This is a genomic window from Halomonas sp. YLB-10 (assembly GCF_003856855.1).
GTDB classification, from domain to species: Bacteria; Pseudomonadota; Gammaproteobacteria; order Pseudomonadales; family Halomonadaceae; genus Halomonas; species Halomonas litopenaei.
Genome location: NZ_RRCU01000009.1, coordinates 107,544 through 133,476, shown reverse-complemented (window position 1 = coordinate 133,476; position 25,933 = coordinate 107,544). Strand labels below are relative to the sequence as shown.

23 protein-coding genes and 1 other RNA gene are annotated in these 25,933 nt (G+C 63.6%); 17 read left to right on the top strand and 7 right to left on the bottom strand.

Annotation, left to right across the window (positions count from 1 at the left end; genetic code table 11):
• Positions 1-6: 6 nt before the first annotated feature.
• A complete protein-coding gene (gene dnaK, locus EBB56_RS19180; RefSeq protein ID WP_045992287.1) occupies positions 7-1,932 on the bottom strand; it encodes a molecular chaperone DnaK in 1,926 nt (641 codons plus the stop codon).
• Between the two features lie 159 nt (positions 1,933-2,091).
• A complete protein-coding gene (grpE, locus tag EBB56_RS19175) occupies positions 2,092-2,736 on the bottom strand; it encodes a nucleotide exchange factor GrpE (RefSeq protein ID WP_045992288.1) in 645 nt (214 codons plus the stop codon).
• A 397-nt stretch (positions 2,737-3,133) separates the two neighbouring features.
• Here grpE and recN point away from each other — a divergent pair, with 397 nt between their 5' ends.
• The gene (recN, locus tag EBB56_RS19170; protein ID WP_045992289.1) at positions 3,134-4,807 is read left to right on the top strand and encodes a DNA repair protein RecN; all 1,674 of its coding nucleotides are present in this window, start codon (positions 3,134-3,136) and stop codon (positions 4,805-4,807) included.
• A gap of 228 nt (positions 4,808-5,035) precedes the next feature.
• Here recN and fur read toward each other — a convergent pair whose 3' ends face one another.
• Positions 5,036-5,482: a ferric iron uptake transcriptional regulator gene (gene fur / locus EBB56_RS19165; protein ID WP_045992290.1), complete on the bottom strand. Its 447-nt coding sequence runs from the start codon at positions 5,480-5,482 to the stop codon at positions 5,036-5,038.
• A gap of 72 nt (positions 5,483-5,554) precedes the next feature.
• Between fur and EBB56_RS19160 the strand changes: the two genes are divergently transcribed.
• Positions 5,555-6,010, top strand: a complete 456-nt coding sequence (locus tag EBB56_RS19160) for an outer membrane protein assembly factor BamE (RefSeq protein WP_045992301.1) — start codon at positions 5,555-5,557, stop codon at positions 6,008-6,010.
• Positions 6,011-6,158: 148 nt separating this feature from the next.
• On the opposite strand, the gene EBB56_RS19155 is transcribed toward EBB56_RS19160, so the two are convergent.
• On the bottom strand, positions 6,159-6,458 hold the full coding sequence (locus EBB56_RS19155; protein ID WP_045992291.1) for an RnfH family protein: 300 nt from the start codon (positions 6,456-6,458) through the stop codon (positions 6,159-6,161).
• A gap of 88 nt (positions 6,459-6,546) precedes the next feature.
• Positions 6,547-6,981, bottom strand: a complete 435-nt coding sequence (locus tag EBB56_RS19150; RefSeq protein WP_045992292.1) for a type II toxin-antitoxin system RatA family toxin — start codon at positions 6,979-6,981, stop codon at positions 6,547-6,549.
• A 221-nt stretch (positions 6,982-7,202) separates the two neighbouring features.
• On the opposite strand from EBB56_RS19150, the gene smpB reads away from it, so the two are divergent.
• Both smpB and ssrA read left to right on the top strand, forming a co-directional pair.
• The gene (gene smpB / locus EBB56_RS19145) at positions 7,203-7,694 is read left to right on the top strand and encodes an SsrA-binding protein SmpB (protein WP_045992293.1); all 492 of its coding nucleotides are present in this window, start codon (positions 7,203-7,205) and stop codon (positions 7,692-7,694) included.
• Between the two features lie 54 nt (positions 7,695-7,748).
• Positions 7,749-8,128, top strand: a transfer-messenger RNA (tmRNA) gene (gene ssrA / locus EBB56_RS19140).
• Positions 8,129-8,639: 511 nt separating this feature from the next.
• Here ssrA and thpD read toward each other — a convergent pair.
• Positions 8,640-9,587: an ectoine hydroxylase gene (thpD, locus tag EBB56_RS19135; protein ID WP_260425396.1), complete on the bottom strand. Its 948-nt coding sequence runs from the start codon at positions 9,585-9,587 to the stop codon at positions 8,640-8,642.
• A gap of 592 nt (positions 9,588-10,179) precedes the next feature.
• Here thpD and EBB56_RS19130 point away from each other — a divergent pair.
• The 9 genes from EBB56_RS19130 (at position 10,180) to EBB56_RS19090 (ending at position 20,743) form a co-directional block, all read left to right on the top strand.
• Positions 10,180-10,368 carry a DUF3008 family protein gene (locus EBB56_RS19130; RefSeq protein ID WP_045992303.1) on the top strand — a complete coding sequence of 63 codons (189 nt, stop codon included), beginning with the start codon at positions 10,180-10,182 and terminating at the stop codon, positions 10,366-10,368.
• Between the two features lie 252 nt (positions 10,369-10,620).
• On the top strand, positions 10,621-11,295 hold the full coding sequence (locus EBB56_RS19125) for a response regulator transcription factor (protein WP_045993176.1): 675 nt from the start codon (positions 10,621-10,623) through the stop codon (positions 11,293-11,295).
• The gene (locus tag EBB56_RS19120) at positions 11,295-12,710 is read left to right on the top strand and encodes an ATP-binding protein (protein ID WP_239452562.1); all 1,416 of its coding nucleotides are present in this window, start codon (positions 11,295-11,297) and stop codon (positions 12,708-12,710) included. The genes EBB56_RS19125 and EBB56_RS19120 overlap by 1 nt, the downstream gene beginning before the upstream one ends.
• A 461-nt stretch (positions 12,711-13,171) precedes the next feature.
• Entirely contained in the window at positions 13,172-15,691 is a 2,520-nt protein-coding gene (locus EBB56_RS19115) for an EAL domain-containing protein (RefSeq protein ID WP_045993174.1), read from the top strand.
• Positions 15,692-15,846: 155 nt separating this feature from the next.
• The gene (gene mntR, locus EBB56_RS19110; RefSeq protein WP_045993173.1) at positions 15,847-16,293 is read left to right on the top strand and encodes a manganese-binding transcriptional regulator MntR; all 447 of its coding nucleotides are present in this window, start codon (positions 15,847-15,849) and stop codon (positions 16,291-16,293) included.
• A 263-nt stretch (positions 16,294-16,556) separates the two neighbouring features.
• On the top strand, positions 16,557-17,564 hold the full coding sequence (locus EBB56_RS19105; protein WP_052704379.1) for a metal ABC transporter solute-binding protein, Zn/Mn family: 1,008 nt from the start codon (positions 16,557-16,559) through the stop codon (positions 17,562-17,564).
• 55 nt (positions 17,565-17,619) lie between these two features.
• Positions 17,620-18,456: a metal ABC transporter ATP-binding protein gene (locus EBB56_RS19100; RefSeq protein ID WP_045993172.1), complete on the top strand. Its 837-nt coding sequence runs from the start codon at positions 17,620-17,622 to the stop codon at positions 18,454-18,456.
• Positions 18,453-19,601 carry a metal ABC transporter permease gene (locus EBB56_RS19095; protein WP_045993171.1) on the top strand — a complete coding sequence of 383 codons (1,149 nt, stop codon included), beginning with the start codon at positions 18,453-18,455 and terminating at the stop codon, positions 19,599-19,601. Before EBB56_RS19100 ends, EBB56_RS19095 begins: the two co-directional genes overlap by 4 nt.
• Positions 19,598-20,743, top strand: a complete 1,146-nt coding sequence (locus EBB56_RS19090; RefSeq protein ID WP_045993170.1) for a metal ABC transporter permease — start codon at positions 19,598-19,600, stop codon at positions 20,741-20,743. Before EBB56_RS19095 ends, EBB56_RS19090 begins: the two co-directional genes overlap by 4 nt.
• 159 nt (positions 20,744-20,902) lie before the next feature.
• Here EBB56_RS19090 and EBB56_RS19085 read toward each other — a convergent pair whose 3' ends face one another.
• Entirely contained in the window at positions 20,903-21,691 is a 789-nt protein-coding gene (locus tag EBB56_RS19085; RefSeq protein WP_108131830.1) for a transporter substrate-binding domain-containing protein, read from the bottom strand.
• Between the two features lie 137 nt (positions 21,692-21,828).
• Here EBB56_RS19085 and EBB56_RS19080 point away from each other — a divergent pair, with 137 nt between their 5' ends.
• The 4 genes from EBB56_RS19080 (at position 21,829) to EBB56_RS19065 (ending at position 25,933) form a co-directional block, all read left to right on the top strand.
• The gene (locus EBB56_RS19080; RefSeq protein WP_045993168.1) at positions 21,829-22,767 is read left to right on the top strand and encodes a LysR family transcriptional regulator; all 939 of its coding nucleotides are present in this window, start codon (positions 21,829-21,831) and stop codon (positions 22,765-22,767) included.
• 117 nt (positions 22,768-22,884) lie between these two features.
• Positions 22,885-23,919, top strand: coding sequence for a TRAP transporter substrate-binding protein DctP (gene dctP / locus EBB56_RS19075; RefSeq protein WP_124805077.1), 1,035 nt, complete (start codon positions 22,885-22,887; stop codon positions 23,917-23,919).
• Between the two features lie 236 nt (positions 23,920-24,155).
• Complete coding sequence (locus EBB56_RS19070) at positions 24,156-24,659, top strand: TRAP transporter small permease (protein ID WP_045993166.1); 504 nt, start codon at positions 24,156-24,158, stop codon at positions 24,657-24,659.
• Entirely contained in the window at positions 24,656-25,933 is a 1,278-nt protein-coding gene (locus tag EBB56_RS19065; protein WP_045993165.1) for a TRAP transporter large permease, read from the top strand. The genes EBB56_RS19070 and EBB56_RS19065 overlap by 4 nt, the downstream gene beginning before the upstream one ends.

Sequence of the window (25,933 nt, the reverse complement as noted above, 5' to 3'; positions counted from 1 at the left end):
TCGTGGTTACTGCTTTTTCTGGTCGTCGTTGACTTCTTCATACTCGGCGTCGACCACGTCATCTTCCTTCTTGGCGCCAGCGTCGGCGTCACCCGCCTGCTGGCCAGCGTCCGCCTGTTCGGCGTACATCTTCTGCGCCAGGTTGCCGGAGGCCTCGGTCAGGGCGTCGAGCTTGGCCTGGATGGCATCCTTGTCGTCGCCCTGCAGCGCTTCCTCGAGCTCCTTGATGGCGCTCTCGATGGCCTGCTTCTCGTCTTCGGAGGCCTTGTCGCCGGCTTCCTCGAGGGTCTTGCGAGAGGCGTGGATCATGCCGTCGGCCTGGTTGCGCAGCGCCACCAGTTCCTCGAACTTCTTGTCCTCGTCGGCGTGGGCCTCGGCGTCGCGGACCATCTGCTCGATCTCATCGTCGGACAGGCCGCTGGAGGCCTTGATGACGATGGACTGTTCCTTGCCGGTGGCCTTGTCCTTGGCGGACACGTTGAGGATACCGTTGGCGTCCAGGTCGAAGGCGACCTCGATCTGCGGCACACCGCGCGGCGCCGGCGGAATGTCCGACAGGTCGAAGCGACCGAGCGACTTGTTGCCGCTGGACTGCTTGCGCTCACCCTGCAGCACGTGAATGGTCACGGCGGTCTGGTTGTCGTCCGCGGTGGAGAACACCTGGGTCTTCTTGGTCGGGATGGTGGTGTTCTTCTCGATCAGCGGCGTCATCACGCCACCCAGGGTCTCGATACCCAGTGTCAGCGGAGTCACGTCCAGCAGCAGCACGTCCTTGACGTCACCGCCGAGCACGCCGCCCTGGATCGCAGCACCCACGGCCACGGCTTCGTCCGGGTTGACGTCCTTGCGGGCGTCCTTGCCGAAGAACTCGGCGACCTTGGCCTGAACCATCGGCATACGGGTCTGGCCACCGACCAGGATGACGTCGTCGATCTCGGAGGCGGACAGGCCGGCGTCGGACAGTGCGGTCTTGCACGGCGCCAGTGAACGGCTCACCAGCTCTTCCACCAGCGACTCCAGCTTGGCCCGGGTCACCTTGACGTTGAGGTGCTTGGGACCGGTGTTGTCGGCGGTGATGTAAGGCAGGTTGACGTCGGTCTGCTGGGCGCTGGACAGCTCGATCTTGGCCTTCTCGGCGGCTTCCTTCAGGCGCTGCATGGCCAGGTTGTCGCCGGACAGGTCGATACCGCTGTCGGCCTTGAACTGGTCGACCAGGTAGTTGATCAGCTTGAGGTCGAAGTCCTCACCACCCAGGAAGGTGTCGCCGTTGGTGGCCAGCACCTCGAACTGCGTCTCGCCGTCGACGTCGGCCACTTCGATGATGGAGATATCGAAGGTACCGCCACCCAGGTCATAGACCGCGATGGTCTTGTCACCGCGCGACTTGTCCATGCCATAGGCAAGGGCAGCCGCGGTCGGCTCGTTGATGATGCGCTTGACCTCGAGACCGGCGATGCGACCCGCGTCCTTGGTGGCCTGACGCTGGCTGTCGTTGAAGTAGGCCGGCACGGTGATGACCGCCTCGGTCACTTCTTCGCCCAGGTAGTCCTCGGCGGTCTTCTTCATCTTCTTCAGCACTTCCGCGCTGACCTGGGGCGGTGCCAGCTTCTTGCCCTTGACCTCGACCCAGGCGTCGCCGTTGTCGGCTTCGGTGATGGTGTAGGGCACCATCTTGATGTCCTTCTGGACGACGTCGTCCTTGAAGCGACGGCCGATCAGGCGCTTGATCGCGTACAGGGTGTTTTCCGGGTTGGTCACCGCCTGACGCTTGGCCGCCTGACCCACCAGGGTCTCGCCATCATCGGTGTAGGCGATGATGGACGGGGTGGTACGTGCGCCTTCTGCGTTCTCGATCACCTTGGCGCTGTCGCCGTCGAGCACGGCCAGACAGGAGTTGGTGGTACCAAGGTCAATGCCGATGATGCGTCCCATAGGAAATCCTCGAATTCGTGTCTTGCGTAACTGAAGTTTGGCTTGCGGCGTTCGCCGCGGGGTTGCCGACTATCTGGGGGGCGTCTCCGCCGATTTCAAGGCCCCATGTTCAACTCCTGTCGACAACCCGTATCGGTCAGGCCCCGTGGGCCGGATGTTTCAGCCGGCCGCCTGGCTCACTACCACCATCGCCGGGCGCACCAGGCGTCCGTTGAGCACGTAGCCCTTCTGCATCACGTCGATGACGGTGTTGGGGTCGACCTCGGGGTTCGGCACCATGGCCATGGCCTCGTGGTACTGCGGGTCGAACGGCTCGCCCTGGGGCTCGACGATCTCGACGCCGAACTTGGCCAGTACGTCGAGCTGCATCTTCAGGGTCATGGAGACACCCTCGCGATGCACCTCGGAGGCGTCCTCACCCATGGCCTCAAGCGCCTTTTCCAGGCTGTCGACCACCGGAAGCAGGTCCTTGATGAACTTCTCCAGCGCAAACTTGCGCGCCTTCTCGGCCTCGGCTTCCGCCCGCCTGCGCACGTTCTGCGCCTCGGCGGCGGCACGCAGGGCCTGGTCCTTGGCCTCGGTCACGCTCTGCTCGAGCTCCTCGACGCGGGCCGCCAGCACCTCGGCCTCGGGGTTGTCACCGCCTTCCACGGCCTCGGCCTGTGCCTCATCCTCAGCCTGATCGACGATGTCCTCGAGTTCGCCCTCGACGGCCTCGGCAGCATCGACCGCCTGCTCCGGCTCGCCTTCCTGCTCCTGGCGAGCGAGTTCGTCATCCAACGGGGTCTGGGGATCTTTGGCCATGTGCAGCCTCCTGAAGAAGTCCAACAATTGCGGTAGCACCGCCTGTACAGTGGCTGGTCCGGGGACCAGAGGTTGCAGAGGTATATGGGGTTGGCCACAACAATCTCAAGGGGAAAGACGCAGATCCTGATCAGACTTTCCCCGGCAGGCCCAGGATTTGCCGCAGCGCTGACCCGCAACCACTGAAGTTGCTGCGCAAGGATGCATTGAGGGCGCGCCTGGACTACTGTATAAACAGACACCACATGGATGGATAAACAGTAATGCCACCCCCCATCCATTGCGCCATATCGATGCTCTAGCGATTGCGCGAGCGATTGCCGCACCCATCGCCCTGTACGACCGCCACCCTTGCACTGACCGTCGCACCGCTCGGTGACGCCACCAGGAGGCACGCATGCTGACCGAACTCTCGATCCAGGACTTCGCCATCGTCGACCACCTCGAACTCGAGCTCGAGGGCGGCATGACTGCCATCACCGGCGAGACCGGCGCCGGCAAGTCGATCCTGCTTGGCGCCCTGGGCCTGTGTCTCGGCGAACGCGCCGACGCCGGCAGCGTGCGCCACGGCCAGTCCAGAGCCGACCTGAGCGCGCGCTTCGACATTGCCAACCTGCCCAACGCCCGGGCCTGGCTTGCCAACCGAGAACTGCCCGATGACGACTGCCTGCTGCGTCGCGTGGTCACTAAAAGCGGTCGCTCCAAGGCCTGGATCAACGGCCAGCCGGCCACCATCGCCGACCTCAAGTCGCTGGGCGAGACCCTGATCGAGATCCACGGCCAGCACGCCCACCAGGCCCTGCTGGCCGAGGACACCCACCTGCGCCTGCTCGACGACCTGGCCGGCCACCGTGAATCGGTGAGTCGGCTGGCCGAGCTCTACCGTGAGTGGCAGTCCACCCGGCGACAACTGAAACGGCTGGCCGACGACGGCGATGAAATCCGCGCCCGTCGCCAGCTGTTGCGCTATCAGGTGGAAGAACTCGACCAACTCGGCCTGGGCGAAGACGAGCTCGAACAGCTCGAACGTGAACAGGAGCTGCTGGCCCACGCCGAGTCGCGCCTGGCGGAGACCCAGTTCGCGCTCGACTGCTGCGATGGCGAGGAAGGCGGTGCCCTACCCCTGCTCCACCAGGCAAGCCAACACCTGGCCGCCCTGCCCGGCAGCGACAAGGGAGCCCTGGCCAACGCCATCGCCTTGCTGGGTGACGCCAGCATTCAGCTCGAGGAAGCCGGCCGCGAACTGCATCAGGTGGTCGCCGACGTGGAGCTGGACCCGGAGCGCCTGGCCTGGGTAGAGCAGCGCCTGGGCGAGGCTCACCGCATCGCTCGCAAGCACCATGTACTGCCGGACGAGATCGTCGCCCTGCACCAGCGCCTGACGGCAGAACTTCAGGGGCTGGAGGGCGGTGACGAGGACCTCGAGGCGCTGACCGAGAAGGCCGACGCCCTCAAGGCAGAATGGCGTGCCCTGGCAGAGACCGTCAGCGCCGCTCGCCACAAGGCCGCCAAGCGTTTCGGCAAGGAAGTCCAGCAGCAACTGGCGTTTCTGGCCATGGGCAAGGCCCGCTTCGAGGTCGACGTCAGTCGGCGCGATGCCGCTACCCCAGAGGGCATGGACCGGGTGCGCTTCCTGATCGCCGCCAACCCCGGCCAGCCGCCACGCCCGCTGGCCAAGGTAGCCTCCGGTGGCGAGCTGTCGCGTATCAGCCTGGCCATCCAGGTGATCGCCGCCCAGCACTCCACCATCCCCAGCCTGGTGTTCGATGAGGTCGACGTCGGGGTATCCGGTGCCACCGCCGAGATCGTCGGCCAGTTGCTCAAGCGACTGGGCCAGGGCGGCCAGGTACTGACGGTGACCCACCTGCCCCAGGTCGCCGCCCAGGCCCACCACCATCTGCACATCGAGAAGAAGGCACGCAAGGATTCCACCCGCACCCGCATGGCACACCTCGACGAAGCCGGGCGGGTCGGCGAGCTGGCACGCATGCTCGGCGGCGTCAAACTCTCGGACCAGACCCTGGCCCATGCCCGCGAGATGCTCGACGCAAGCCAAAGGGCGCACCACTAGGCCCGGCGAACCCAGGCAGCACAGAAAAGCGCTACTGAAGAGCAGTACGCAAGAAAAAGCAGCATTTTACAGTGAGCCCACAACGCAAGCGCCACGCCCCCAACTGACGGGGACGTGGCGCTTTTGTGTACCCACTGACCGCACAGCGCTGATCACATCTTCCAGACACGAGAAAGCCTCCGCCCGGGGGCAGAGACTCTTGCTCAGCGCTACGCGCAGAGGGATCCGTTACTTCTTGGCGATGCCTTCCTGACGCGTCGCCTTGGAACCCTTGGGTCTGACGTAGAGGACCAGCGCGTGATCGACGAGTTCGAAGCCGTGCTCCTCGGCGATCTCCTGCTGCCGACGCTCGATGGTCTCGTCGAAGAACTCGATGATCTCACCGCTTTCCAGGCACACCATATGGTCGTGATGCTCTTCCTGGGAGAGCTCGAAGACCGCATGGCCACCGTCGAAATTGTGTCGGATCACCAGGCCCGCCGACTCGAACTGAGTCAGCACGCGATACACCGTCGCCAGGCCCACATCTTCACCGGCTTCGAGAAGCGTCTTGTACACGTCCTCGGCGCTGAGGTGGTGCTGATCGGTGGCAGATTCGAGGATCTGCAGGATCTTTACGCGCGGCAGAGTGACTTTCAGTCCAGCCTTGCGCAATTCATGGTTCTTGTCGGCCATGGTTGCTCTTCGCAGTATCAGGTAGGGTCGGGTATGATCGACCGACCCCACGATAGTGAAGAACAGGCGCAAATGCAAAAGTTGACCGGAATTGTCACCCTTTCACTGGCCCTGGCGCTGACCAGCGGCTGCACCTACTTCAGCGTGTACAAGCGCGACCTGGCACAGGGCAACCTGGTGACCAACAGCATGGTCGAACAGCTGCGCCCCGGCATGTCCCGACAGGAGGTCATCAACCTCATGGGCTCGCCGCTGCTGGAGGCCCCGTTCAGCGCCGACCAGTGGGACTACGTCTACCGTCTCGACGAAGCTTACGGCGACGTGATGCAAAGACGCGTCACCCTGACCTTCGCCGGCAACAACCTGGTCAATATCGACCGGGAAGGCGACTTCAGCATGAACCCGGACGTGGCAGGCAAGCATAGCTACGGCGTAGGCCCCACCAGCGGCGGCGGCGACGATAACCCCGAGGGCGAAGCCAATATCGAGCCGATCTACAACCGCACCGTGGACCCCGAGCGCGAGTAAGCCGTTGGCGCCAGCGAGAACACGCATCAGGGTGGCCACAACGGCCACCCTGGTTGGTTCTACGCCTGGTTGGTTCTACACCTAGGTGCTTCCATGCGCAGCGCCTTCGCTCAGACGGCGACGCACCTGCCCCGGCCGCCCAGGGTCGCTAGGAGGAAGAGCGGCTACGAGCCGCCCTCTCTGCCCTCGCCGCCTTGGGATCGATCTTCAACGGTCGATAGACCTCTACGCGATCACCGTCACGCAGTATCTGCCGTGAGGGTTCTTTCAACGCCTTGCCGAAGATACCGAGACTGGCCTCGCTGAAGGTTTCCACAGGCAGTTCGGGAAACAGCGACGGCAGGTCGGCCAACGCCAGCGCTTCGCTGGCGGTCGTGCCCTTGGCGACGCGCAGCGCGACAAGACGTTGCTTGTGCGGCAAGGCAAAGGCCACTTCCACGCGAAGCACCTCGTCGCTTGCGTCTTCCTTTATATCTGGCCCCGCCGAGTGATCGGCGGGTGCCGGCTCGACGCGAGGAGTCGAGGGTCTTGCGCTGTCAGCGCCCATAGAGCTCATCGGCACGCCGCGTGAAGGCATCCACCTGCTGGCCCGCGATCTGCTGGAAGACCTTGCCAAAGGCCATGCCGAGCAGCCGGCTGGAGAACTCGAAGTCCATCTCCAGGCTGACCTTGCACACGTTCTCGCCCATGGTGATGAATTTCCAGCGTCCGTCCAGTCGCTTGAACGGCCCCTTTACCAGCGACAGCTCGATACGGTCAGGTTCGTGCAGGTCATTTCGGGTGACGATGGTCTGCTCGATGCCGGCCCGCCCCAGGGTCATTTCGCCGATCAGGTGCGATTCGTCCTTCTCCAGCAGCCGCGCGCGACGACAGCCCGGCAGAAACTCCGGATAGCGCTCGAAATCGTTGACCAGATCGAACATCTGCTTGGGGGTGTGCCGCACCATGGCGGACCGATTGACGGTTGGCATTGACCTCTCCGCTGACTTCCAGAAGCCCAGGGCGTATCATGAGCGGTTATTTCGGCCTCAAATGGTAGCACGCTTCCCCGGCAGAACTGGAGACAGCCGAAAGGGGGACCGACGGGCAGCGCCGCCGTGGCAACCGCCTGGCGTCGACCCGGAAGGCTACACATCGGGCCACATCGGTTACGACACCGCTTCCACGACCGATTCAGACATCAAGAGGTTCCATGGCCAGCAAGAAGGGAAAGGACAAGGGTCCCGGCAACAACACCATCGCTCAGAACAAGAAGGCGCGCTTCGAATACCATATCGACGAGTCCTTCGAGGCCGGGCTGGTGCTGGCGGGATGGGAGGTCAAGAGCCTGCGTGCCGGCAAGGCCCAGCTCACCGACACCTACATTCTAGTGAAGAACGGCGAGGCCTGGTTGCTCGGCAGCCATATCATGCCGCTCAACACCACCAGCACCCACGAGGTGGCGGACCCCACGCGCACGCGCAAGCTGCTGCTTCATCGCAAGGAGATCGCCAAGATCTTCTCGCGCACCCAGGACAAGGGGCACACCTGTGTGCCGCTGAAGCTGTACTGGAAAGGCAGCCGGGTGAAGTGTGAGCTGGCGCTGGTGACGGGCAAGAAGCTCCACGACAAGCGCGCCACCGAGAAGGATCGCGACTGGCAGCGTCAGAAGGGCCGCGTCATGCGGGAACAAAACCGCGCCTGAGCCGTCAGATGTAGTACAGACCGCCGGATCTTTGGTACACTGGCGGGGCGTTACGGGGGCGACATGGTTTCGACGCCGATGACAACCCCTGAGGTGCATGCCGAGAGCGTGATGTATCTCGTAAATCCAACATCACGACTAAATAGTCGCAAACGACGAAAACTACGCTCAGGGCGCGCTGGCAGCGTAAAAACTGCTAGCTTCTAGTCCTACCCGGCGGCGACGTGCTCATCCGTTGCCAATGGGCTACGAGCCAAGATAGGTGAGATCGCGGTTGGCGCTGTCCTCTCGTCAATCGCTAAACTTTGGAGGAATCGCGTTTCGGGATCCTGCCCGTCGGAGCCCGAGGCGTTAAATCAAATGACGGAACTAAGCATGTAGAGCCAATGGGCGAGTGTCGGCGGACGCGGGTTCGATTCCCGCCGCCTCCACCAACACCGACGAAAGAACCTCCCTTGTGGAGGTTTTTTTGTGCCCGACAGTTTCCAAAGGCAAAGAAGACCCAAGGGCGAGGTCGGCGCTCTCTACAGACCCAGGGGTTCGATTCCCGCCGCCTCTACCAACACCGACGAAAAGGCCACCTCATCTGAAGGTGGCTTTTTTGTACCCGGAAGATACGGTGAGCCAAGGGCGAGGTCGGCGCTCTCTACAGACCCAGGGGGTTCGATTCCCGCCGACTCCACCAACACCAGAAAGATGCCACCTTCCCAAAGGTGGCATTTTTCGTTTCAGGGCACACCCCCAGAAAAGCAGAGCCAAGGGCAAAGTCGGCGCTCTCTACAGACCCAGGGGTTCGATTCCCGCTGCCTCCATCAACACCGACGAAAATGCCACCTTGTGTATCAAGGTGGCGTTTGCTGCTGGAAGATCTCGAGCCCCAGCGACGATGGCCAGGTAAGCGCGTGACAGTGCCTGTGATGGCGGAGAGGTAGGTGGCGTCGGCTCTCACTCTTCCTGACGCTTTCCTTCGACAGGTGTGAGCGGGCTGTAGTCCTTGCGCGTGGCCAGGAACTCGGGGCGAGGCTTGTTGCCGCAGTAGGGATCGTGGAGGGTATTCTCGACACTGTTATAGACGAAGAACAGATTGCTCCTCGGCCAGCAGGACATATTGATATTGGAGCCGTGCAGCGTATTGCACTCGAACATCACCAATGAGCCAGAATCGCCTTTCGGCGCCTCTATATCGTTCTCCAGCATCAGTTTCTTCAGGCTGGCGGCATCAGGAACACCGATGTCCTGGCTCTTCAATGACTCCTTGTAGTTGTCCTCCGGGGTGCGTCCGACACAAGGAACGAACTGCTTGTGGGACCCGGGAATCAGCATCAATGGGCCGTTGAATTCACCGTTATCCGTCAGGATGATCGAGCAGCTCAGTGACCGCATCCGAGGCATGCCGTCTTCGCTATGCCAGGTCTCGAAGTCCGAGTGCCAGTCAAAACCTTTCCCCTTGAAGCCGGGCTTGTAGTTGATACGCGACTGATGGATGTAGACGTCGCTACCGAGTATCTGCTGCACCATGGCCAATAGCCTCGGGTCCCGTGTCAGACGGCTGAAACGATCCGAGACTTGATGTATGCCGAAGATCGACCGGATCTCCTGTTTTCCGGGCTCCAGCACCGTCCCTTCGGACAATTTGAGGTCCTCGTCTTCCTCGTACTCCCGCAATTCCTGGATAAAGGCATCCATCTCCTCCTTGTCGAAGAAGTTCTCGAAAGAGAGAAAGCCTTTTCTATCAAACTCATCAAGCTCTTCTTCGCTGAGGGGGCCGTTCGCTCGCTGCTGTTCATCGTAATGAACGACCGGGTCGATGCGCTCGAACATGCCCAGCTTGCGCTCCAGGCGTGTCGGAAAAAGATCCTGTGTATCTCGCATGGTGGCTTGCTCCCTTGTCATGGCAGAATCGCTGAACGAAAGACGAAGACGCCACGCCTGCCCGAGTCACCAATAAACCGTCGCGGACAAGACTCGATGGGCGCTTTATGTCAAAGCTGTTGCAATAGCGTCTAAACAACGTCAATTCGAAAGTCATCAAGGTAATCCTTTACGTCGCCATCAGACGCTGCCAGAGCAGGGCGCTGTTTCGTACTTCTTATTGAAAAGAGTTGTAACGCCGTGTGACTTCACTTCTTCACATTACTTCGAATCTCGACGGTCAGATTCAGCGGCGGCCAAGGTAGCACCGCTGTGCCCAGGCAAAAGCGCAAAAACCTCCAGCGAAAGGACACCTCCACGAAAGAACACAGGCCGACACACTCCCTGGCGAACGTCGCTCTTCCTTTCATATGATTTCGCCCACTCGCCTCTGGATACGTTTCGGTATTCAGGCAACTGGCGTTGAAGACGTAAATGGCAAGTGATTATGCTGGGACTGATCCGGGTCGAACCTGGCGGAGTCTGGCTTTTCGTCGTTGGGTCTGTCGAGCCTGCCAGGCAGCAAACTATTAACGCCGGTACGACAATCTTCTTTCCCTTCAAGGAGGTAACCATGCCAGCGAAATCGAAAGCCCAGCAGATGGCGGCAGGAGCGGCCCTCGCTGCCAAGCGCGGAGAACAGAAGGTGAGCGAACTCGACGGTGCCGCCCGGTCGATGTACGACTCGATGAGCGAAGACGAACTGGAAAAGATGGCGTCGGCCGAGCGTACCGGCAAGCCCAGGCACGATTCGCAGTCCTAGGGCTTGTCTGAAAAGTGCCTGCGCTCGGTAATACGGCGTTAAAAATCGGATCAAAATGCTCATTTACACCCCGTAAACTGCGCTTTCTCACCGATTTTTGCCTTGTCTAACCTTCGATCGTCGACTTTTCGGACAGCGCCTAGCCAGAGAACAGCGCCGGATCAAGGCTCCCGTCGATCCTTAAGCGTAGATTAAGGTTTTGCGCCCCATACTGCCTGAGAGACAGTTGGGTAGATCGACGGAGAAGACGCCATGCGGGCACTACTGGTGGAGGATGACCCTCTGTTGGGGGACGGTATCAAGGTCGCACTTGAACGAGAGGGCTATGCAGTCGACTGGTTCACCTGCGGCAAGCCGGCCCTCGAGGCGCTGACCCTGGAGGCGTTCTCGGTGGTGATCCTCGACCTTGGCCTGCCCGACTGCGATGGACTGGAGGTCCTGAGACGCCTGCGCCAGCAAACTGCCCTGCCGGTCCTGATCCTGACCGCCCGTGACGCCGTGGAAGAACGTATCCAGGGCTTGGACGCCGGGGCAGACGACTATGTACTGAAGCCCTTCGACCTCCAGGAACTGCTGGCGCGCCTGCGCGTGGTGATTCGACGAGCGGCCGGTCGCGCCAGTTCCACCATCGACGTCGGCACACTGTGCATCGATGAGGCTCGCCATTGTGTCGACTGGGAGGGACGCGGTATCGCCCTGAGTCGTCGCGAGTTCGCCCTGCTGATCGAGCTCGCCCGTCATCCCGGCCAGGTACTGTCGCGTCCCCGCCTGGAGAGCCTGCTCTACGGCTGGGGCGAAGAACTCGAGTCCAACGCGCTGGAAGTTCACGTACATCATCTTCGCAAGAAGCTGCACAAGGAGATGATCACCACGGTGCGTGGCATCGGCTATCGCCTCAATACCGACTTCCTGGCCATCACCCCGTGATGTCGATCCATCGCTATCTTTTCCGCACCCTGGCCCTATCCCTGGCCATGGTGGCGCTATTGTCGGTGGTGGCCGCCTGGCTGATCTCGCAAAACGAGCTGGAGGAGATCCTCGATGCCCAGCTCGCCTTCACCGGCAGGGGGCTGATGAGCATGCTCCCCGAGGCACCCGAGGCAGACGACTATCAACGTCTGGCCCGATGGATGGACCAGCGCAAGGCCAGCGCCCACCTGTACACCGACAGCGGCACGTCCGATGACCTGCCGGTGGCACCCGGCCAGACCTATCACCACGAAGAGCGCAAGATGGGCTTCGGACTGTGGACCGAGACCGGCCAGCCGGTGGTGATTGGCCCTGGATGGCAAGACGTCGATCGCCAGCCCCAGATGCCGCCACCTGGTGAGCAGGGTTTCGAGTGGCGATCGCTGGGCGAGTCTCGCTGGCGGGTCTTTGCCCTGCATGACCCGGGTCGTGGTCTGTGGCTACAGATCGGTATCGAGCAGGACTTCTTTCTCGACATCATCGAGCGCATCGCGCTCAATCACCTCTGGCCCATGCTACTGCTGATGCCGCTGTGCCTGCTGCTGGCGCTGCGTCATATCCGGCGCGGCCTGCGCCCCATCGAGCGACTATCGCAGCAGGTGGAGCATCGCGACTCCGCCGACCTCAGCCGCATAGCACTGGACGTACCGACGGAACTGGCTGGCCTCAGAGGGTCGCTCAATGACTTTATCGGGCGACTCAAGGCGACCCTGGAAAAGGAGAGACGTTTTACCGCCGATGCCGCCCACGAGCTGCGCACTCCGCTGGCAGCCCTCAAGATCCACCTGGACAACGCCCTGGCGGGCGAAGGCGACGCCCTGCCCAAGGCTCGTCAGGGTGTCGAACGACTCCAGCGCGTGGTAGAGCAGCTTCTGGTACTCGCACGGGTCGATCGCCACACCGCCGCGGCACCGGAAAGCGTAGACCTGCGCTCCCTGCTGCTGGACCTCGCGGCCGAGCTCTGGCCGCTGGCCGACGCCCGTGGCCAGCAACTCCGCCTGGAAGACGTCGACCCGACCACGGTCATGGGCAATGCCACGGAGCTCGGCATCATGATCCGCAATCTGCTGGACAACGCGCTGCGCTACACACCCGACGGTGGCACCATCGAAGCCATCCTCCAGGCAGAGCCCCAGGGTGTTCGCCTAAGCATCCTCGATAGCGGCCCCGGCATTCCCGATACGCACATGGAGCGTGTCGCCGAGCGCTTCCATCGCGCCAGCGACGCCACCATCACCGGTAGCGGTCTGGGCCTTTCCATCGTGCTTGCACTGGCTCATCAGCAAGAGGTCGAAGTCAGCCTGAACAACCGTGAGTCTGGAGGGTTGAACGCCACGCTCCGCTGGCGTCAGCACGCCAGCGCCGCGAGGTGAAGCGCTTTCACTGGCCGTCACCGGCCCACCCGGAGGAAAACGTCACAGCTGTCCGCCCATTTGCTCCAAAGCTCATCGTGAAGAGGCACGGAAATACCAGAATGCTTTCCTGATGTAACAGGGGGCCACGTAAAGCTTTGCCCGAATCGGCAACCAAGGTCGACTCGACTAAAGACAACGGCACTTTATCAGCGCTGTCTCAGCGCCTGACAACGCCTGCCTACTATGATTTTCTTCTCTGAGCCAGACGCCGGCATTTACACTTTTTTCACCGCCAGGACAACAATATAGCGCCCTGTATCACGCAAGCATTGACCGACAATTCTATACTCAAACGCGGATCCATCATGCTGGCGTGGCGACCACTCAGCCCGGCAGGAGCCTTTGCTCTACGCGCCAGGTCATGCTAATCAATGAAGAGGTTGTCTTAAGGCCTTACTACAAGGGACCCACCCCGACCCATGCCGCCCATCTTTATTACCTACCCGCAGGTCGCCCAGGCCATACAAGGAGTACACACGCCCTGGCTCGTCGTCCTGTCGTGTCTGGTGGCACTGGTATCGGTGTATTCGGCCATGGCCGTCGGCGAACGCGTTCACTCTGCGCGATGGCAACATCGACGCAGGGCCTGGTGGCTGGCCGGTGGCACCATGATGGGGCTAGGCATCTGGAGCATGCACTTCACCGGCATGCTCGCCTATCGTCTGCCCTTTCCCGCCCATCATGGTCTGTGGCTGACCCTGGCTTCTTTGCTGCCGGCGGTGGTCGCCGGCCTGATCGCCGTGGCGGCGATGGCTCGCAGGGGACTGTCCACCACGCGCAAGATCATCGCGGGATGCCTGCTGGGGCTGGGTATCGCCACCATGCACTACACCGGCATGGCAGCCATGGAGGCGCCTGCCAGCATGCGCTTCGCTCCCATTCCCTTGCTGCTGTCACTGGTGATCTCGCTGCCCTTTGGTATCGCCAGCATCTACAGCTTCCATGCGTCCAGACATTTGCCCCGCGTGCAGGGCATTCGCCTGGGCAGCCTGCTGGCAGCAGTTTTCGCCGCCCTGGCCATCTGCAGCATGCACTATTCGGCCATGATGGCGGTGTACTTTCTGCCGGACCCAGGCTGGCAGGCGACGGCACCAATGGCCCATCACGGCTCGCTACTGGCCACCGCCGTCGCCGTGCTGTCATTTCTGTTTGCGGTGGCCACCCTGGTCACGGTGCTTGTCGACAGGCGACTACAGGACAGCGCCATGCGCATGCAGGTCTCACGCCGCCAGTTGGTGGATGTCATCGAATCGATGCACGATGGCGTCGTACTGCTGGATCAGCGTGCCCGCATGATCATGTGCAACCACGCCTTCGAGACCCTGACAGGAGTGCCCCACACCGACCTCCAGGGCCACTCGATGCTCAAGCTCAACACCCTGCTGCGGCTCGATCAGCATCGCAGCCAGGTACTGCGCTCGCTGCGAGAAAATGGCGCCTGGATCGGCGATGTCGAGGTCCGACACCGCCAAGGTCGCCGCTTCCCTGCGCGCCTGAGCATCAATCGTGTACGCGCCGACGAGGAAGGAAGTGGGCATTTTGTCGCCACCCTCAGCGATACCTCCGCCCACCATGACGCCCAGCAGCATATCCGTTACCAGGCCTATCACGACGGTCTGACCACCTTGCCCAATCGCAGCTCGCTGCAGGAGCGCATCCACGCCCTGCAACTGGCCAGCGACATCAGTGGCCGGCACATCATGTTGCTGCTGGTGGATATCGACAACTTCAAGGGCATCAATGATGCCCTCGGTCAGGCCACCGGGGATCGCCTGCTCAAGGCGCTGGCGGCCCGTCTCAGGCCCTGGGCCAGGCAAGCCAACGATCTGGCGCGGCTGAGCAGCAATGAATTTGCGCTGCTCTACGACGGTCTCTCGGTCTCCCCTGAGAATGCCATGGGGCAGGCCAGGGAAAAGGCACGCAGCGTACTGGAATCCTTGAACGGCGACTATTCGCTGGCCGGCGAGCGCCACAGCTGCCGCGTCAGCGGCGGCTACCTGTTGTTTCGTGGCGGTGACCTCGGCGTCAGCGAACTGCTCAAGCGCGCTGGCCTGGCCCTGCTCGAGAGCAAGAGCGAGGCCGCCCAGCGTCCTTGCGCCTTTGAAGCCAGCATGGTCGAGCGCCTGAATGCTCGACTCAGGCTCGAGCGACAGCTCAAGGACGCGGTCGTCGGCGAGCAATTGCGCCAGTACCTGCAGCCTCAGGTCGATCACCAGGGCACGATTACCGGCGCAGAGGTACTGCTGCGCTGGGAGCATCCGGAGCTGGGGCTGGTCTCGCCGAGTGCCTTCATCAGCCTGGCCGAGGACACCGGCCAGATCATCGAACTGGGCAACTGGGTGCTGCGCAAGACCTGTGAGCTGCTGGCCGACTGGCAACACGACCCCCACAGAAGCGCCTGGACCCTGTCGGTCAACGTCAGCGCCCGGGAATTCCAGCGCGCCGACTTCGTCACCGGCGTGGAGAGGGCCCTGACGGATACCGGGGCGCCTGCAAGCCAGCTGACCCTGGAGCTCACCGAGTCCTTGATGCTGGGTGAGGCCTATCCGGTCATCGATACCCTGACCCACCTGCGCACCCTCGGGGTGCGCTTCGCCATCGATGACTTCGGTACCGGCTACTCCTCTCTGGCCTACCTCAAGCGCCTCCCGCTGGACAGCCTGAAGATCGATGTGGCCTTCGTCCGCGATCTGACCGATGACCCCACTGCGGCTCCCATCGCCCAGACCATCATCGCCCTCGCCCAGACCCTGCAACTCGGTGTCATCGCCGAGGGTGTCGAAACCGTGGAGCAGCAAAAGCGGCTGCTGGAGCTGGGCTGTCGTTCATTCCAGGGTTACCTGTACTCGAAGCCCCTTCCCCTCCATCAATTCCTGGCCCTGTCGTCGCGCCGCCGACTGCCGGCAGGTGGATCGGCGATGCCACTGCTTCAGGGCTGACGATTTCTCTGACATGGGCATATGCGAGAAGGTCTCGACGCGGGTACGCCTCTTCCCGCGGAACACCTCTACGTGAGGTATCACCTTTGCTGAACTTGCATTACCGCCACCAATTGGCAAGATGGACACCCTGACCCGAGGCGACTCCATCCCCCATGAACGACCCCCTCAACCACGACGAACGCGCATCGCTGATTTCCCCGGAAAGCCACGTCGAGGGGTTTCGCAAGGCACGAGACGCCCGCCGCACCGAACTGATCGAAGACTACGTCGAGCTGATCTCGGATCTGATCACCGACGGCGGTGAAGCGCGCCAGACCGATATCGCCCGCCGCCTGGGCGTCGCCCAGCCCACCGTCGCCAAGATGCTAAAGCGTCTCGATGACGAGGGCCTGATCATCAAGCGCCCCTACCGCGGCATCTTCCTGACCGACAAGGGCAAGGCCCTGGCCGATGCCAGCCGCGAACGACACCAGATCGTCGAAGCCTTCCTGATCAAGCTGGGCATCAATCCCGAAACCGCGCGGGTCGACGCCGAAGGCATCGAGCACCATGTCAGCGCCGAGACCCTGGCCGCCTTCGAACGCTTTCTGAAACGCTGACGCCATCGCCGGAGCCCATCAGGCTCCGTGCCCCCCCTCTGCCAACACTATGCCAGCCCTCAGCCAGCCCCTGGCCACCTCCAGGCTAGTGGGCCTGTCGGTGCGCTCCAACGCGCGAATAGCCTGACTCGATCACCTCGATTAGCGCTCTACGCTTGACGCGAGGGGCCTTAGGCGCCAAAACTTAGCCACGTCTATAAATGATAGCCAAATAGCACTTCGGTGCTGCTTGCGCGTCGTTCTTGCCCCGAGGAGCCCTGTTCATGCGTCGTTCAGCCCCGGCTTCGGCCCTGCTGACCCTGGCCTCGCTGGCCGCTCTGACCACCACCCAGGTTCACGCCCAATCCGACGCCGCGAAGACGCAGGCGCCGCTGGATGTGGTCGTCACCGTCGGCATGCTCGGCGATCTGGTCGAGCAGGTGGGCGGCGACTGCGTCGCGGTCAACACCATGATGGGGCCGGGGATCGATCCCCACCTGTACCAGGCCAGCGCCCGCGACGTGCACGATCTCGATAAGGCCGAGCTGATCCTCTACAGCGGCTTTTCACTGGAGGGCCAGCTCGGCAAGGTGTTCGATCGATTTTCCCGGATCAAGCCCACCGCCGCGGTAAGTGAACAGGCCGTCGGCGACGACCAACTTATCCACACCCAGGACGCCTATGGCGTCGACCCCCACCTGTGGATGGATGCAGGACTCTGGGCCCGGAACGTTCCGGTCATCGCTGAACTGCTGGGAGAGCAGCGTCCGCACTGTGCCGAGGCCATGCAGCAGCGCGCCGAGGCCTACCAGGCGTCACTGGCCGAACTCGATGACTGGATTCAGGCCAGCATCGACAGCATCCCGGCCGAGCAGCGCATCCTGGTGACCGCCCACGACGCCTTCGGCTACTACGGACGCGCCTACAGCATCGAGGTGGCCGGCATCCAGGGGCTATCCACCGCCACCGAGACCGGCGTGGCCGATATTCGCCGCATGGCCGAGCTGGTGGTCGAGCGTGGCGTTCCCGCCATGTTCGTCGAGAGCACCATCAATCCGCGCACCGTCCAGGCGGTGATCGACGCCGCCGCCGATCAGGACCACCGGGTCGAGATCGGCGGTCAGCTCTATTCCGACGCCATGGGCGCCAAGGGCACCCTGGAGGGCACCTACATCGGCATGCTCAAGAGCAACACCGAGCATATCGTCAGCGCCCTGGGCGGTCAGCCCGCTCCCTTGCCTGAGGCCCTCGCGGCGCAGATCGCCTCCGCCAGCCAGGACGCCGACCAGTGAACACCACCACCCCGCAGCGCTTGAACGCCACCGCGAGGTCGACAGGAGCCACACCATGAGCGAGCAGCTCCACGAACCCGACCTGGCCCTCCACGTGGAGGACCTGACGGTCAGCTACCATGGCAAGCCGGTGCTGTGGGACATCGATTTCGACGTACCGCCCGGTGTCATGGCCGCCATCGTCGGCCCCAACGGCGCCGGCAAGAGCACTTTGATCAAGAGCATCCTCGGCCTGGTGCCCAGCGTCGCCGGCCACGTCACCCTGCATGGGCGCCCCTACCGCCAGGCGCGGCGGCGGGTCGGCTACGTGCCCCAGCGCTCCACGGTGGACTGGGACTTTCCCACCACCGCACAGGACGTGGTCGGCATGGGCCTCTACGGCCGGCTGGGCTGGCTCAGGCGGCCCGGCCGCCGCGAGCGACACGAGGCCATGCAGGCGCTGGAGATGGTCGGCATGGACGGCTTTGCCGATCGCCAGATCAGCCAGCTGTCCGGCGGCCAGCAGCAGCGGGTGTTCCTGGCCCGGGCGCTGGTTCAGAAGGCCGACGTCTACTTCCTCGATGAGCCCATGGCCGGTGTCGACGCCACCACCGAACGCGCCATCGTCGACATCCTGCGCAGGCTGCGGGACCAGGGCAAGACGGTGATCGTGGTCCACCACGACCTGCAGACGGTGCGCAGCTACTTCGACTGGATGCTGATGCTCAACGTGCGAGTGATCGCCCAGGGGCCGGTCAACGACGTCTATACCGCCGACAACCTGCGCCGCGCCTACGGCGGCCAGATCGCCCTGCTCGACGATGTCACCGGCGCCATTCCCGCCGAGCGCGAGCTCGCCGGCCAGCGCCCCGAGGCGCGCCCGCAGGAAAGTCGCGAAGAGGTGCCGAGATGAGCCTGAACGCCCTGCTCGGCGACTACACCCTGCAAAACGTGGTGATGGGCGCGGCGATGCTGGGTCTGGTCAGCGGCGTGCTCGGCTGTTTCGCGGTGCTGCGCAAGCAGAGCCTGCTCGGCGATACCCTGTCCCACGCGGCGCTACCCGGTGTCTGCCTGGGCTTCATCATCGCCGGGGGCCGCGAGATGGGCAGCATCCTTGCCGGCGCGCTGTTCACAGGCTCCTTGGCGGCGCTGGTGATGCTGCTGCTGACCCGCATGAGCCGGCTCAAGACCGACGCTGCCCTGGGCATCTCGCTCAGCGTGTTCTTCGCCATAGGGGTGGTGCTGTTGACCTATATCCAGGGCACCGGCAACGCATCCCAGGGGGGGCTCGACGCCTTCCTGTTCGGCCAGGCCGCCGCCACCCTGCGCAGCGACCTGTGGATCATGGCCGGCGTCAGCGGCGTGGCGCTGGTGCTGGTCGGTGGGCTGTGGAAGGAATTCAAGCTGGTGTCCTTCGACGCCGAATTCGCTGCCACCCAGGGCCTGCCGGTCACACTGCTCGAGGCCTTGATGACAGTGATGATCGCCCTGGCCGTGGTGGTCGGCCTGCAGATGGTCGGCGTGGTGCTGATGGCTGCCATGGTCATCGCCCCGGCGGTGGCGGCGCGTCAGTGGGCCAACAAACTGGAGACCATGGTCATGCTGTCGGCGCTGTTCGGTATCGTCGGTGGCGTCACCGGCGCCTTGATCAGTGCCCTCGGTCCGGGGCTCGCCACCGGGCCGCTGATCATCCTGAGCCTGTCCAGCGTGGTGCTGGTATCGCTGCTGTTTGCGCCTCACCGGGGCTTTGTGTGGGAAATCCTCAAGCTTCAGCGTGATCGGCGCCAGCTACGTCACCAGAGGGTGCTCACCACCCTCTACCAGCTCGCCAGCCACCACGCCGATCGCCAGTATCGCTCCGAGAAACGCATGGTGGACGCCTACCTGGGCACCGACAGCCGGCGCGCGCTGGAGCGCTTGACCGCCCGTGGCCTGATCACCCAGCAGACCCCGCCGTCCCACGAACCCGGTGACCACAAGCGCTGGGTACTGACGCCGGAAGGCTGTCGCGAGGCCGAACGCATCCTCGATGACCTGGGCCGGGGAGGCCGCGCATGATGGCATCGCTGTTCAACAATATTCCGCTGATGATCATGCTGGTCGGCGCCCTCGTCGGCATCGCCTCCAGCCTGGTCGGGACCTTTCTGGTACTGCGCGGCACCAGCATGCTGTCCGACGCCATCGGACACTCCATCGTCTTCGGCATCGTGGTGGTGTGGTTGCTGACCCACCAGGCCAGCGGCCCGCTGCAGATCATCGGTGCGGCGCTCACCGGCATCTTCACGGTGTTTCTTACCGAGCTGCTGGTGTCGACCCAGAAGGTCAAGAAGGACGCCGCCATCGGTCTGGTGTTCCCGGTGCTGTTTTCCCTCGGGGTCCTGCTGATCAACCTCTACGCCAGCGACGTGCACATCGATGCCCACACCGTGCTGCTCGGCGAGATCGGCTTCGTGTGGCTCGACACCCTGCCTATCGGCGGTGTCGAGGTGCCCCGGGCGCTGGTCTCCATGGGGGCCATGACGGCGCTGAACCTGGCCTTCGTGGCGGCCTTCTACAAGGAGCTGAAGCTCGCCACCTTCGACAGCGCCCTGGCCAAGGCGCTGGGCTTCGCTCCTACCGCGCTGTTCTATGCGCTGCTGCTGTTGACCAGCGGCACCGCGGTGGCCGCCTTCGACGCTGTGGGCGCGGTGCTGTTCGTGGCCTTTGTCATCGTGCCGCCCTCGGCGGCCTACCTGCTCACCGACCGGCTGTGGAAGATCTTCGTCTACGCCTCGCTGATCGCCGCCGCCTCCAGCGTCTCGGGCTACTACCTGGCGGTGGCCTGGGACGTCTCCATCGGCGGAATGATGGCGGTGATGACCGGCGTCTTCCTCGCCCTGGCCTTCCTCCTCGGCCCGCGCTACGGCGTCTTCGCTCAATGGCTCGAACGTCGCCGCCAGCGCGAGCTGAACGAGAGCCGTACCCTGATGGTGCACCTCTATCACCACGAGGACGGCCCGGAGAAGGCGGTGGAAAACGTCACCATGGCGCTGCGTGATCACCTGATGTGGGACCCCGCCCGTGCCGAGCGGGTGGTGGAGCGCTCGCGCCAGCGCCATCTGGTCGTCCAGGAGGGCGAGCGCCTGCACCTGACCCAGGCCGGACGCAACCTGGCCCGGGAGATACTCGAGCCCGGCGCCAAGGCCGAGACCGGGGCCTGAGCCTGAGCACCGCGCGGACCCGGATACGCCTCTGGCAGCGACATAAGCCCAGCTAGCGCAACAAAAAGGGCGGCCAATGGCCGCCCTTTTCGTGTTCCAACTACCGGTAGCAAAATCGCTTACTGGGCCTGGCGAGGGTCCGGCCAGGCCAGACCATCCTCAGATCTTGATGTCGTAGTCCACGTACTTGTGCATCAGCTCGTCGTAGGTGCCGTCTTCCTTGATCTCGGCCAGGGCCTGGTTGAACTGCTCGGCGAGCTCCTTGTCGCGGGGACGGAAGGCCACCGCCACACCATGGCCGAAGTACGACTTGGGCTCACGGATCAACTCGGAGCTGACCACCACCTCGCTGTCGGCCTCGTCCACCTGCAGATTGGCCAGCGCCAGCGGGTAGTACATGAAGGCGCTGTCCAGGCGTCCGGTCTTGACGTCCAGCGCCAGGTCCTCGGCGGTGGCGTAGCGACGAACCTCCATGATGTCGCCATAGGTGTCGGTGATGAAGCGGTCGCGGATGGTGCCGCGCTGCACGCCCACCGTCAGGCCTTCGAGGCTGTCGCGATCGTCGGGGTCGATCTGCTGGTCGCGAAGGGTCACCCACACGCTGGGGTTGGAGTAGTAGGGTTCGGAGAACAGCACCTGCTGCCTGCGCTCCTCGGTGATCGCCATCGATGACATGATGGCGTCGTACTTGCGCGCCATCAGCCCCGGGATGATGCCGTCCCAGCTCTGCTCCACCCACTCGCACTGACGCTGGATGCGCCGGCACACCTCTTCCCCGAGCTCTACCTCGAAACCGGCAAGGGTGCCATCGGGAAGACGATACTCGAAGGGCTCGAACGGGATATCCACCCCCAGCTTGAGTGGCTCATCCGCCTGAACGGTGGTGGTGGCAAGGGCGGAGAGCCCGATCAGGGCGCCAAGCAGCAGGGGGCGGGAAAACGATCGCATCCGTGAGATTCCTTTTTTGCGTTATGGTTATTGATCTATGCCTTTTGGGCCTGATGAGTCTGCCACTCTCCGCCTGCGCCGCCAAGCCACTTACAGGACAATGACAGACACCGCCCCACCACGACCAAGGAATTCCGATGCTCAACGGCCGTGCCCTGGCCTATCTGTGTGAAGTGCAGCGCCGTGGCTCGCTGCGCGCCGCCGCCGTCCACCTCAATGTGGACGTTTCGGCCATCAGCCGACTGATCCGGCGCCAGGAAGAAGAGCTGGCGACGCCCCTGCTGACCCGCCACCCCGACGGCGTCTCGCTGACCGAAGCCGGGCGCCTGCTGGTCGACCACCATCGCGCCCAGTGCGACGCCGAAAGCGCCACCCTGTCGCGGCTCAACGCCCTGCAGAGCCTGAACAGCGGGGAGGTTCGTCTGGCGGTGGGCGAAGGCTTTATCGCTGATCTGATCAACGCCCCGCTGCAGACCTTCATGACCGCCCACCCGGGCATCGACATCGTGGTGGTGATGGCCGGCGTCAACGAGGCCATGGCCCTGATCCGCGATCGCGAGGTGGACCTGGCGCTGCTGTATGCCCCACCGGTGGACCCGACGCTGCACTGCCATGTCGAGCGCCGCCACCCGCTGGACCTGATCGTACCCGCCGACCACCCGCTGACGCGGCGCCAGACGCCGCTGACCCTCTACGAGATCAGCGACTGGCCGCTGGCGCTGATGGACAACCCCTTCGGCATGCGCCAGATGGTCGACCAGGTGGCCCACCAGGAGCGCCTGCATCTGACCTCACGGCTGCACACCAACTCGGTGGCGGTGCTGAAGAACTTCGTGCGCTCCGGGATCGGTGTCACCTTCATGCCGGAACTGACCGTTGCCGACGATATCGAGCAGGGGCTGATCCGGGTGTTGCCGCTGGCCCATCCGGTGCTCAATGGTGCCCGCGCCCAGATCGTCAGCCGCCAGGATCGACCGCTCTCGGTGGCCGCCGAGGCGTGCCTGTCCCATCTCAGACGAGGCATGCGCTTCTTTCAGGATGACGCCCCTCGCGTCAAGGCAGCTTGCCGCTACTGAGGCGTTGCCTGAAGATCAACGCCATAGGGTTTGATTAGTCAACGCGACAACGCCTAGTCTCGATATCGACTTGCAACGATGCCGTTTTACAACAACACGACAACACCGGAGAGTCCCATGAGCCTGTTTCGCCCCCTTCCCCTGGTCGCCGCCCTGTCCACCGCCGCGGCGCTGAGCCTGTCGGCCGCTTCGGCGTTGGCCGCCACCACCGTCAACCTGAGCTACAACGGCGCCCCGGATCCGGACAAGAACGCCGTCCACGTCTTCGCCACCAACCTCAAGGAACTGGTGGAAGAAAAGACTGGCGGTGAGCTCGAGCTCAAGCTCTACCCCAACAGCATGCTGGGTGAAGAGCAGGAGCGCATGGAGCAGACCATGGCCTCGCCGAGCCTGAACATCGCCTCCTTCGCCGGCATGTCGCCGATCGTTCCCGAGGTATTCGTCAGCGCAATCCCCTTCCTGTTCAAGGATTTCGATGACGCCCGCAGCTTCTTCGACGAAGGCGCCTACTGGCAGGCGGTGAAGGACGATCTCGAGGGACGCGCCGGGCTTGAGCTGCTGGCGGTGGTCGAGGAAGGCGGCTTCCTGGCCTTCACCAACGACAAGACACCGATCGCCGAGCCGGCTGACTTCGAGGGCCTGCGCTTCCGCGCCATGGACCCGAGCCAGGTGGCCCTGTACGAAGCCTTTGGCGCCTCCGGCACCCCGATCCCCTGGACCGAGGTCTACATGGCGCTGAAGACCGGTGTCGCCGACGGCCAGATGAACCCGCCGATGTACATCATCCTGGGCAGCCTGTACGAGGTGCAGGACTACCTGACGCTGGCCAACATCCAGTACTCCGACCAGTTCCTGGTGGGCAACGCCAGCATGATCAACGGCTGGGATGAAGAAACCCAGGCGGCCTTCCGCGAGGCGGTGGCCGAGGCCAACCAGCTGGCCCGTGAGCACAACCAGGCCAAGGTCGACGAGCGTATCGCCTACCTCGAGGAGCAGGGCATGGAGGTCATCCGTCCCAGCGCCGAGCAGCTCGAGGCCTTCCGCCAGCAGGGCCAGCCGGCCTATCTGGAGTGGCTCAAGGACCAGAACATCGAGCAGCGCTACATCGACATGGCCCTGGATGACGCTGGCGTCGAGCTCAGCGGCGAATAACCGCTAGACCGTGCTCAGGCCCTGGCGGGCCTGAGCCAGACAGCCCAAGCAAGCGCCTGGTGGCCATACCCGTCAACCAGGCGCTGCCCAGAGCGCGGCTGCCTTGAGCCCCTCTACACTGGGACTTTTCACTAAAGCCCAGTCGCTGGAAAGCCTCAATCTCCGGATAATCCTCGATTGGATGCTGCCCGAGGGCGCTCCGCCGATCTTCACCCCTGCCGTGGAAGCCTTTGCCCATGTCCTGGTCACTTGCCCACTCTCCGCCGCTGATGGCCCTGCGGCGACTATCGCTATGGGTCGCCAGCGCTCTGCTGGTGATCGACCTGCTCGCCATGCTCTACGGCGTGCTCGCGCGCTACCTGGCCGGCGGCGCGCCGATCTGGACCGATGAGCTGGCCCGCTACCTGATCATCGGCGCGGTGATGCTGGCGCTTGGCAGCGTCTGGATCGAGGGCGGCCATATGCGTGTCGCTCTGATCGAGCGACTGATTCCGCGCCTGGCCAGCAGGCTACTGTCCTGGTACCAGTGGCTGTTGACCCTGGTGCTGGCCATCGGCGGTGCCTGGTTCAGCTTCCAGTACGCCCAGTCGGTGGCCATCTTCCAGAGCCAGGGGCTTGGCATCAGCCGCGCGGTACCGGTGATGTCCGTGCCTATCGGGTTCGCCCTGCTGGCGCTGATGGCGCTGTGCCACGGGCCTCACCCGCTGCCCACCCTGGACACCGAGGAGCCGCACTCATGACCCTCGCCATGCTGGCGGTGTTTATCATCCACGTGCTGCTCGGCCTGCCGCTGTTCATCTCGCTGCTGGCCACCGCGGTGGTCGGCTTCGCCTTCGTCGACCTGTCGATGATCCCGCGCATGATGCCCCAGCAGTTCTTCGGCGGCATCGACGCCTTCTCGCTGATGGCCATCCCGCTGTTTATCCTCGCCGGCAACCTGATGAACGCCTCGAAACTGACCGACCGGCTGATGGCGCTGGCGCGTCTGCTGGTGGGCCACCTGCGCGGCGGCATGGGCCACGTCAATGTGGTCTCCAGCGTGTTCTTCGCTGGCGTCAATGGCTCGGCGGTCGCCGACACCTCGGCGCTGGGCTCGCTGCTGGTACCGGCCATGCGCAAGGAAGGCTACTCCACCGCCTTTGCCGCCGGCCTCACCGCCGGCAGCTCGCTGATCGGACCGATCATCCCTCCCAGCATCTTCATGATTCTGTACGCCTCTCTGACCAATACCTCGGTGGGTGACCTGTTTCTGGCAGGCGTCATCCCCGGGCTGCTGCTGGGCGCCGCCTTCATGGGCATGAACGCCGTCTACGCCAGGCGCAAGGGCCTGCCCAGGGGCGACGGCTGGCCCGGGGCACGCCAGCTGGGCATCGCCGCCCTGGGGGCGCTGCCCGCGCTGATGGCGCCCTTCCTGATCGTCGCCGGCATCGTCATGGGCCTGGTCACACCGACCGAATCGGGTGCGCTGACCGTCGCCTATGTGGCGCTCTACGGCGTGCTTGCCGGCAACCTGAGCCTGGCCGGGCTATGGCGGGCCTGCGTGGACACCACCCGCCTGACGGCGGCGATCTTCGTGATCATGGCCGCTTCCAGTACGGTGAGCTGGCTGTTGTCCTACGCCCAGGTACCCAACCAGTTCGTCGAACTGCTGACCCCCTACGTCGACAACCCGGTGGTCATCCTGCTGCTGCTGAGCCTGATCACCTTCATCACCGGCATGTTCATGGAGGAGGTCTCGGCACTGATGCTGCTGACGCCGATCTTTGCCCCGGTGGCGATGATGGCGGGTATCGATCCGGTTCATCTCGGCATCATCATCACCCTCAATATCACCATCGCGCTGATCACGCCGCCCATGGGCGCCTGCGTCTTTGTCGCCGCCGCCGTCAGCCGGCTCGAGATCACCGCGCTGTTTCGCACCATCTGGCCCTTCGTGGTCATCGCCCTGCTGGTCCTGGTGGCACTGATCCTGGTGCCGTCACTGACCCTGTGGCTCCCGACCACCCTGGGATGA

Excerpts from the sequence above, each read along its gene's own strand:
- dnaK (WP_045992287.1), bottom strand. The coding sequence starts at position 1,932 with ATGGGACGCATCATCGGCATTGACCTTGGTACCACCAACTCCTGTCTG.
- grpE (WP_045992288.1), bottom strand. The coding sequence starts at position 2,736 with ATGGCCAAAGATCCCCAGACCCCGTTGGATGACGAACTCGCTCGCCAG.
- recN (WP_045992289.1), top strand. The coding sequence starts at position 3,134 with ATGCTGACCGAACTCTCGATCCAGGACTTCGCCATCGTCGACCACCTC.
- fur (WP_045992290.1), bottom strand. The coding sequence starts at position 5,482 with ATGGCCGACAAGAACCATGAATTGCGCAAGGCTGGACTGAAAGTCACT.
- EBB56_RS19160 (WP_045992301.1), top strand. The coding sequence starts at position 5,555 with ATGCAAAAGTTGACCGGAATTGTCACCCTTTCACTGGCCCTGGCGCTG.
- EBB56_RS19150 (WP_045992292.1), bottom strand. The coding sequence starts at position 6,981 with ATGCCAACCGTCAATCGGTCCGCCATGGTGCGGCACACCCCCAAGCAG.
- smpB (WP_045992293.1), top strand. The coding sequence starts at position 7,203 with ATGGCCAGCAAGAAGGGAAAGGACAAGGGTCCCGGCAACAACACCATC.
- thpD (WP_260425396.1), bottom strand. The coding sequence starts at position 9,587 with ATGACAAGGGAGCAAGCCACCATGCGAGATACACAGGATCTTTTTCCG.
- EBB56_RS19130 (WP_045992303.1), top strand. The coding sequence starts at position 10,180 with ATGCCAGCGAAATCGAAAGCCCAGCAGATGGCGGCAGGAGCGGCCCTC.
- EBB56_RS19125 (WP_045993176.1), top strand. The coding sequence starts at position 10,621 with ATGCGGGCACTACTGGTGGAGGATGACCCTCTGTTGGGGGACGGTATC.
- EBB56_RS19120 (WP_239452562.1), top strand. The coding sequence starts at position 11,295 with ATGTCGATCCATCGCTATCTTTTCCGCACCCTGGCCCTATCCCTGGCC.
- EBB56_RS19115 (WP_045993174.1), top strand. The coding sequence starts at position 13,172 with ATGCCGCCCATCTTTATTACCTACCCGCAGGTCGCCCAGGCCATACAA.
- mntR (WP_045993173.1), top strand. The coding sequence starts at position 15,847 with ATGAACGACCCCCTCAACCACGACGAACGCGCATCGCTGATTTCCCCG.
- EBB56_RS19105 (WP_052704379.1), top strand. The coding sequence starts at position 16,557 with ATGCGTCGTTCAGCCCCGGCTTCGGCCCTGCTGACCCTGGCCTCGCTG.
- EBB56_RS19100 (WP_045993172.1), top strand. The coding sequence starts at position 17,620 with ATGAGCGAGCAGCTCCACGAACCCGACCTGGCCCTCCACGTGGAGGAC.
- EBB56_RS19095 (WP_045993171.1), top strand. The coding sequence starts at position 18,453 with ATGAGCCTGAACGCCCTGCTCGGCGACTACACCCTGCAAAACGTGGTG.
- EBB56_RS19090 (WP_045993170.1), top strand. The coding sequence starts at position 19,598 with ATGATGGCATCGCTGTTCAACAATATTCCGCTGATGATCATGCTGGTC.
- EBB56_RS19085 (WP_108131830.1), bottom strand. The coding sequence starts at position 21,691 with ATGCGATCGTTTTCCCGCCCCCTGCTGCTTGGCGCCCTGATCGGGCTC.
- EBB56_RS19080 (WP_045993168.1), top strand. The coding sequence starts at position 21,829 with ATGCTCAACGGCCGTGCCCTGGCCTATCTGTGTGAAGTGCAGCGCCGT.
- dctP (WP_124805077.1), top strand. The coding sequence starts at position 22,885 with ATGAGCCTGTTTCGCCCCCTTCCCCTGGTCGCCGCCCTGTCCACCGCC.
- EBB56_RS19070 (WP_045993166.1), top strand. The coding sequence starts at position 24,156 with ATGTCCTGGTCACTTGCCCACTCTCCGCCGCTGATGGCCCTGCGGCGA.
- EBB56_RS19065 (WP_045993165.1), top strand. The coding sequence starts at position 24,656 with ATGACCCTCGCCATGCTGGCGGTGTTTATCATCCACGTGCTGCTCGGC.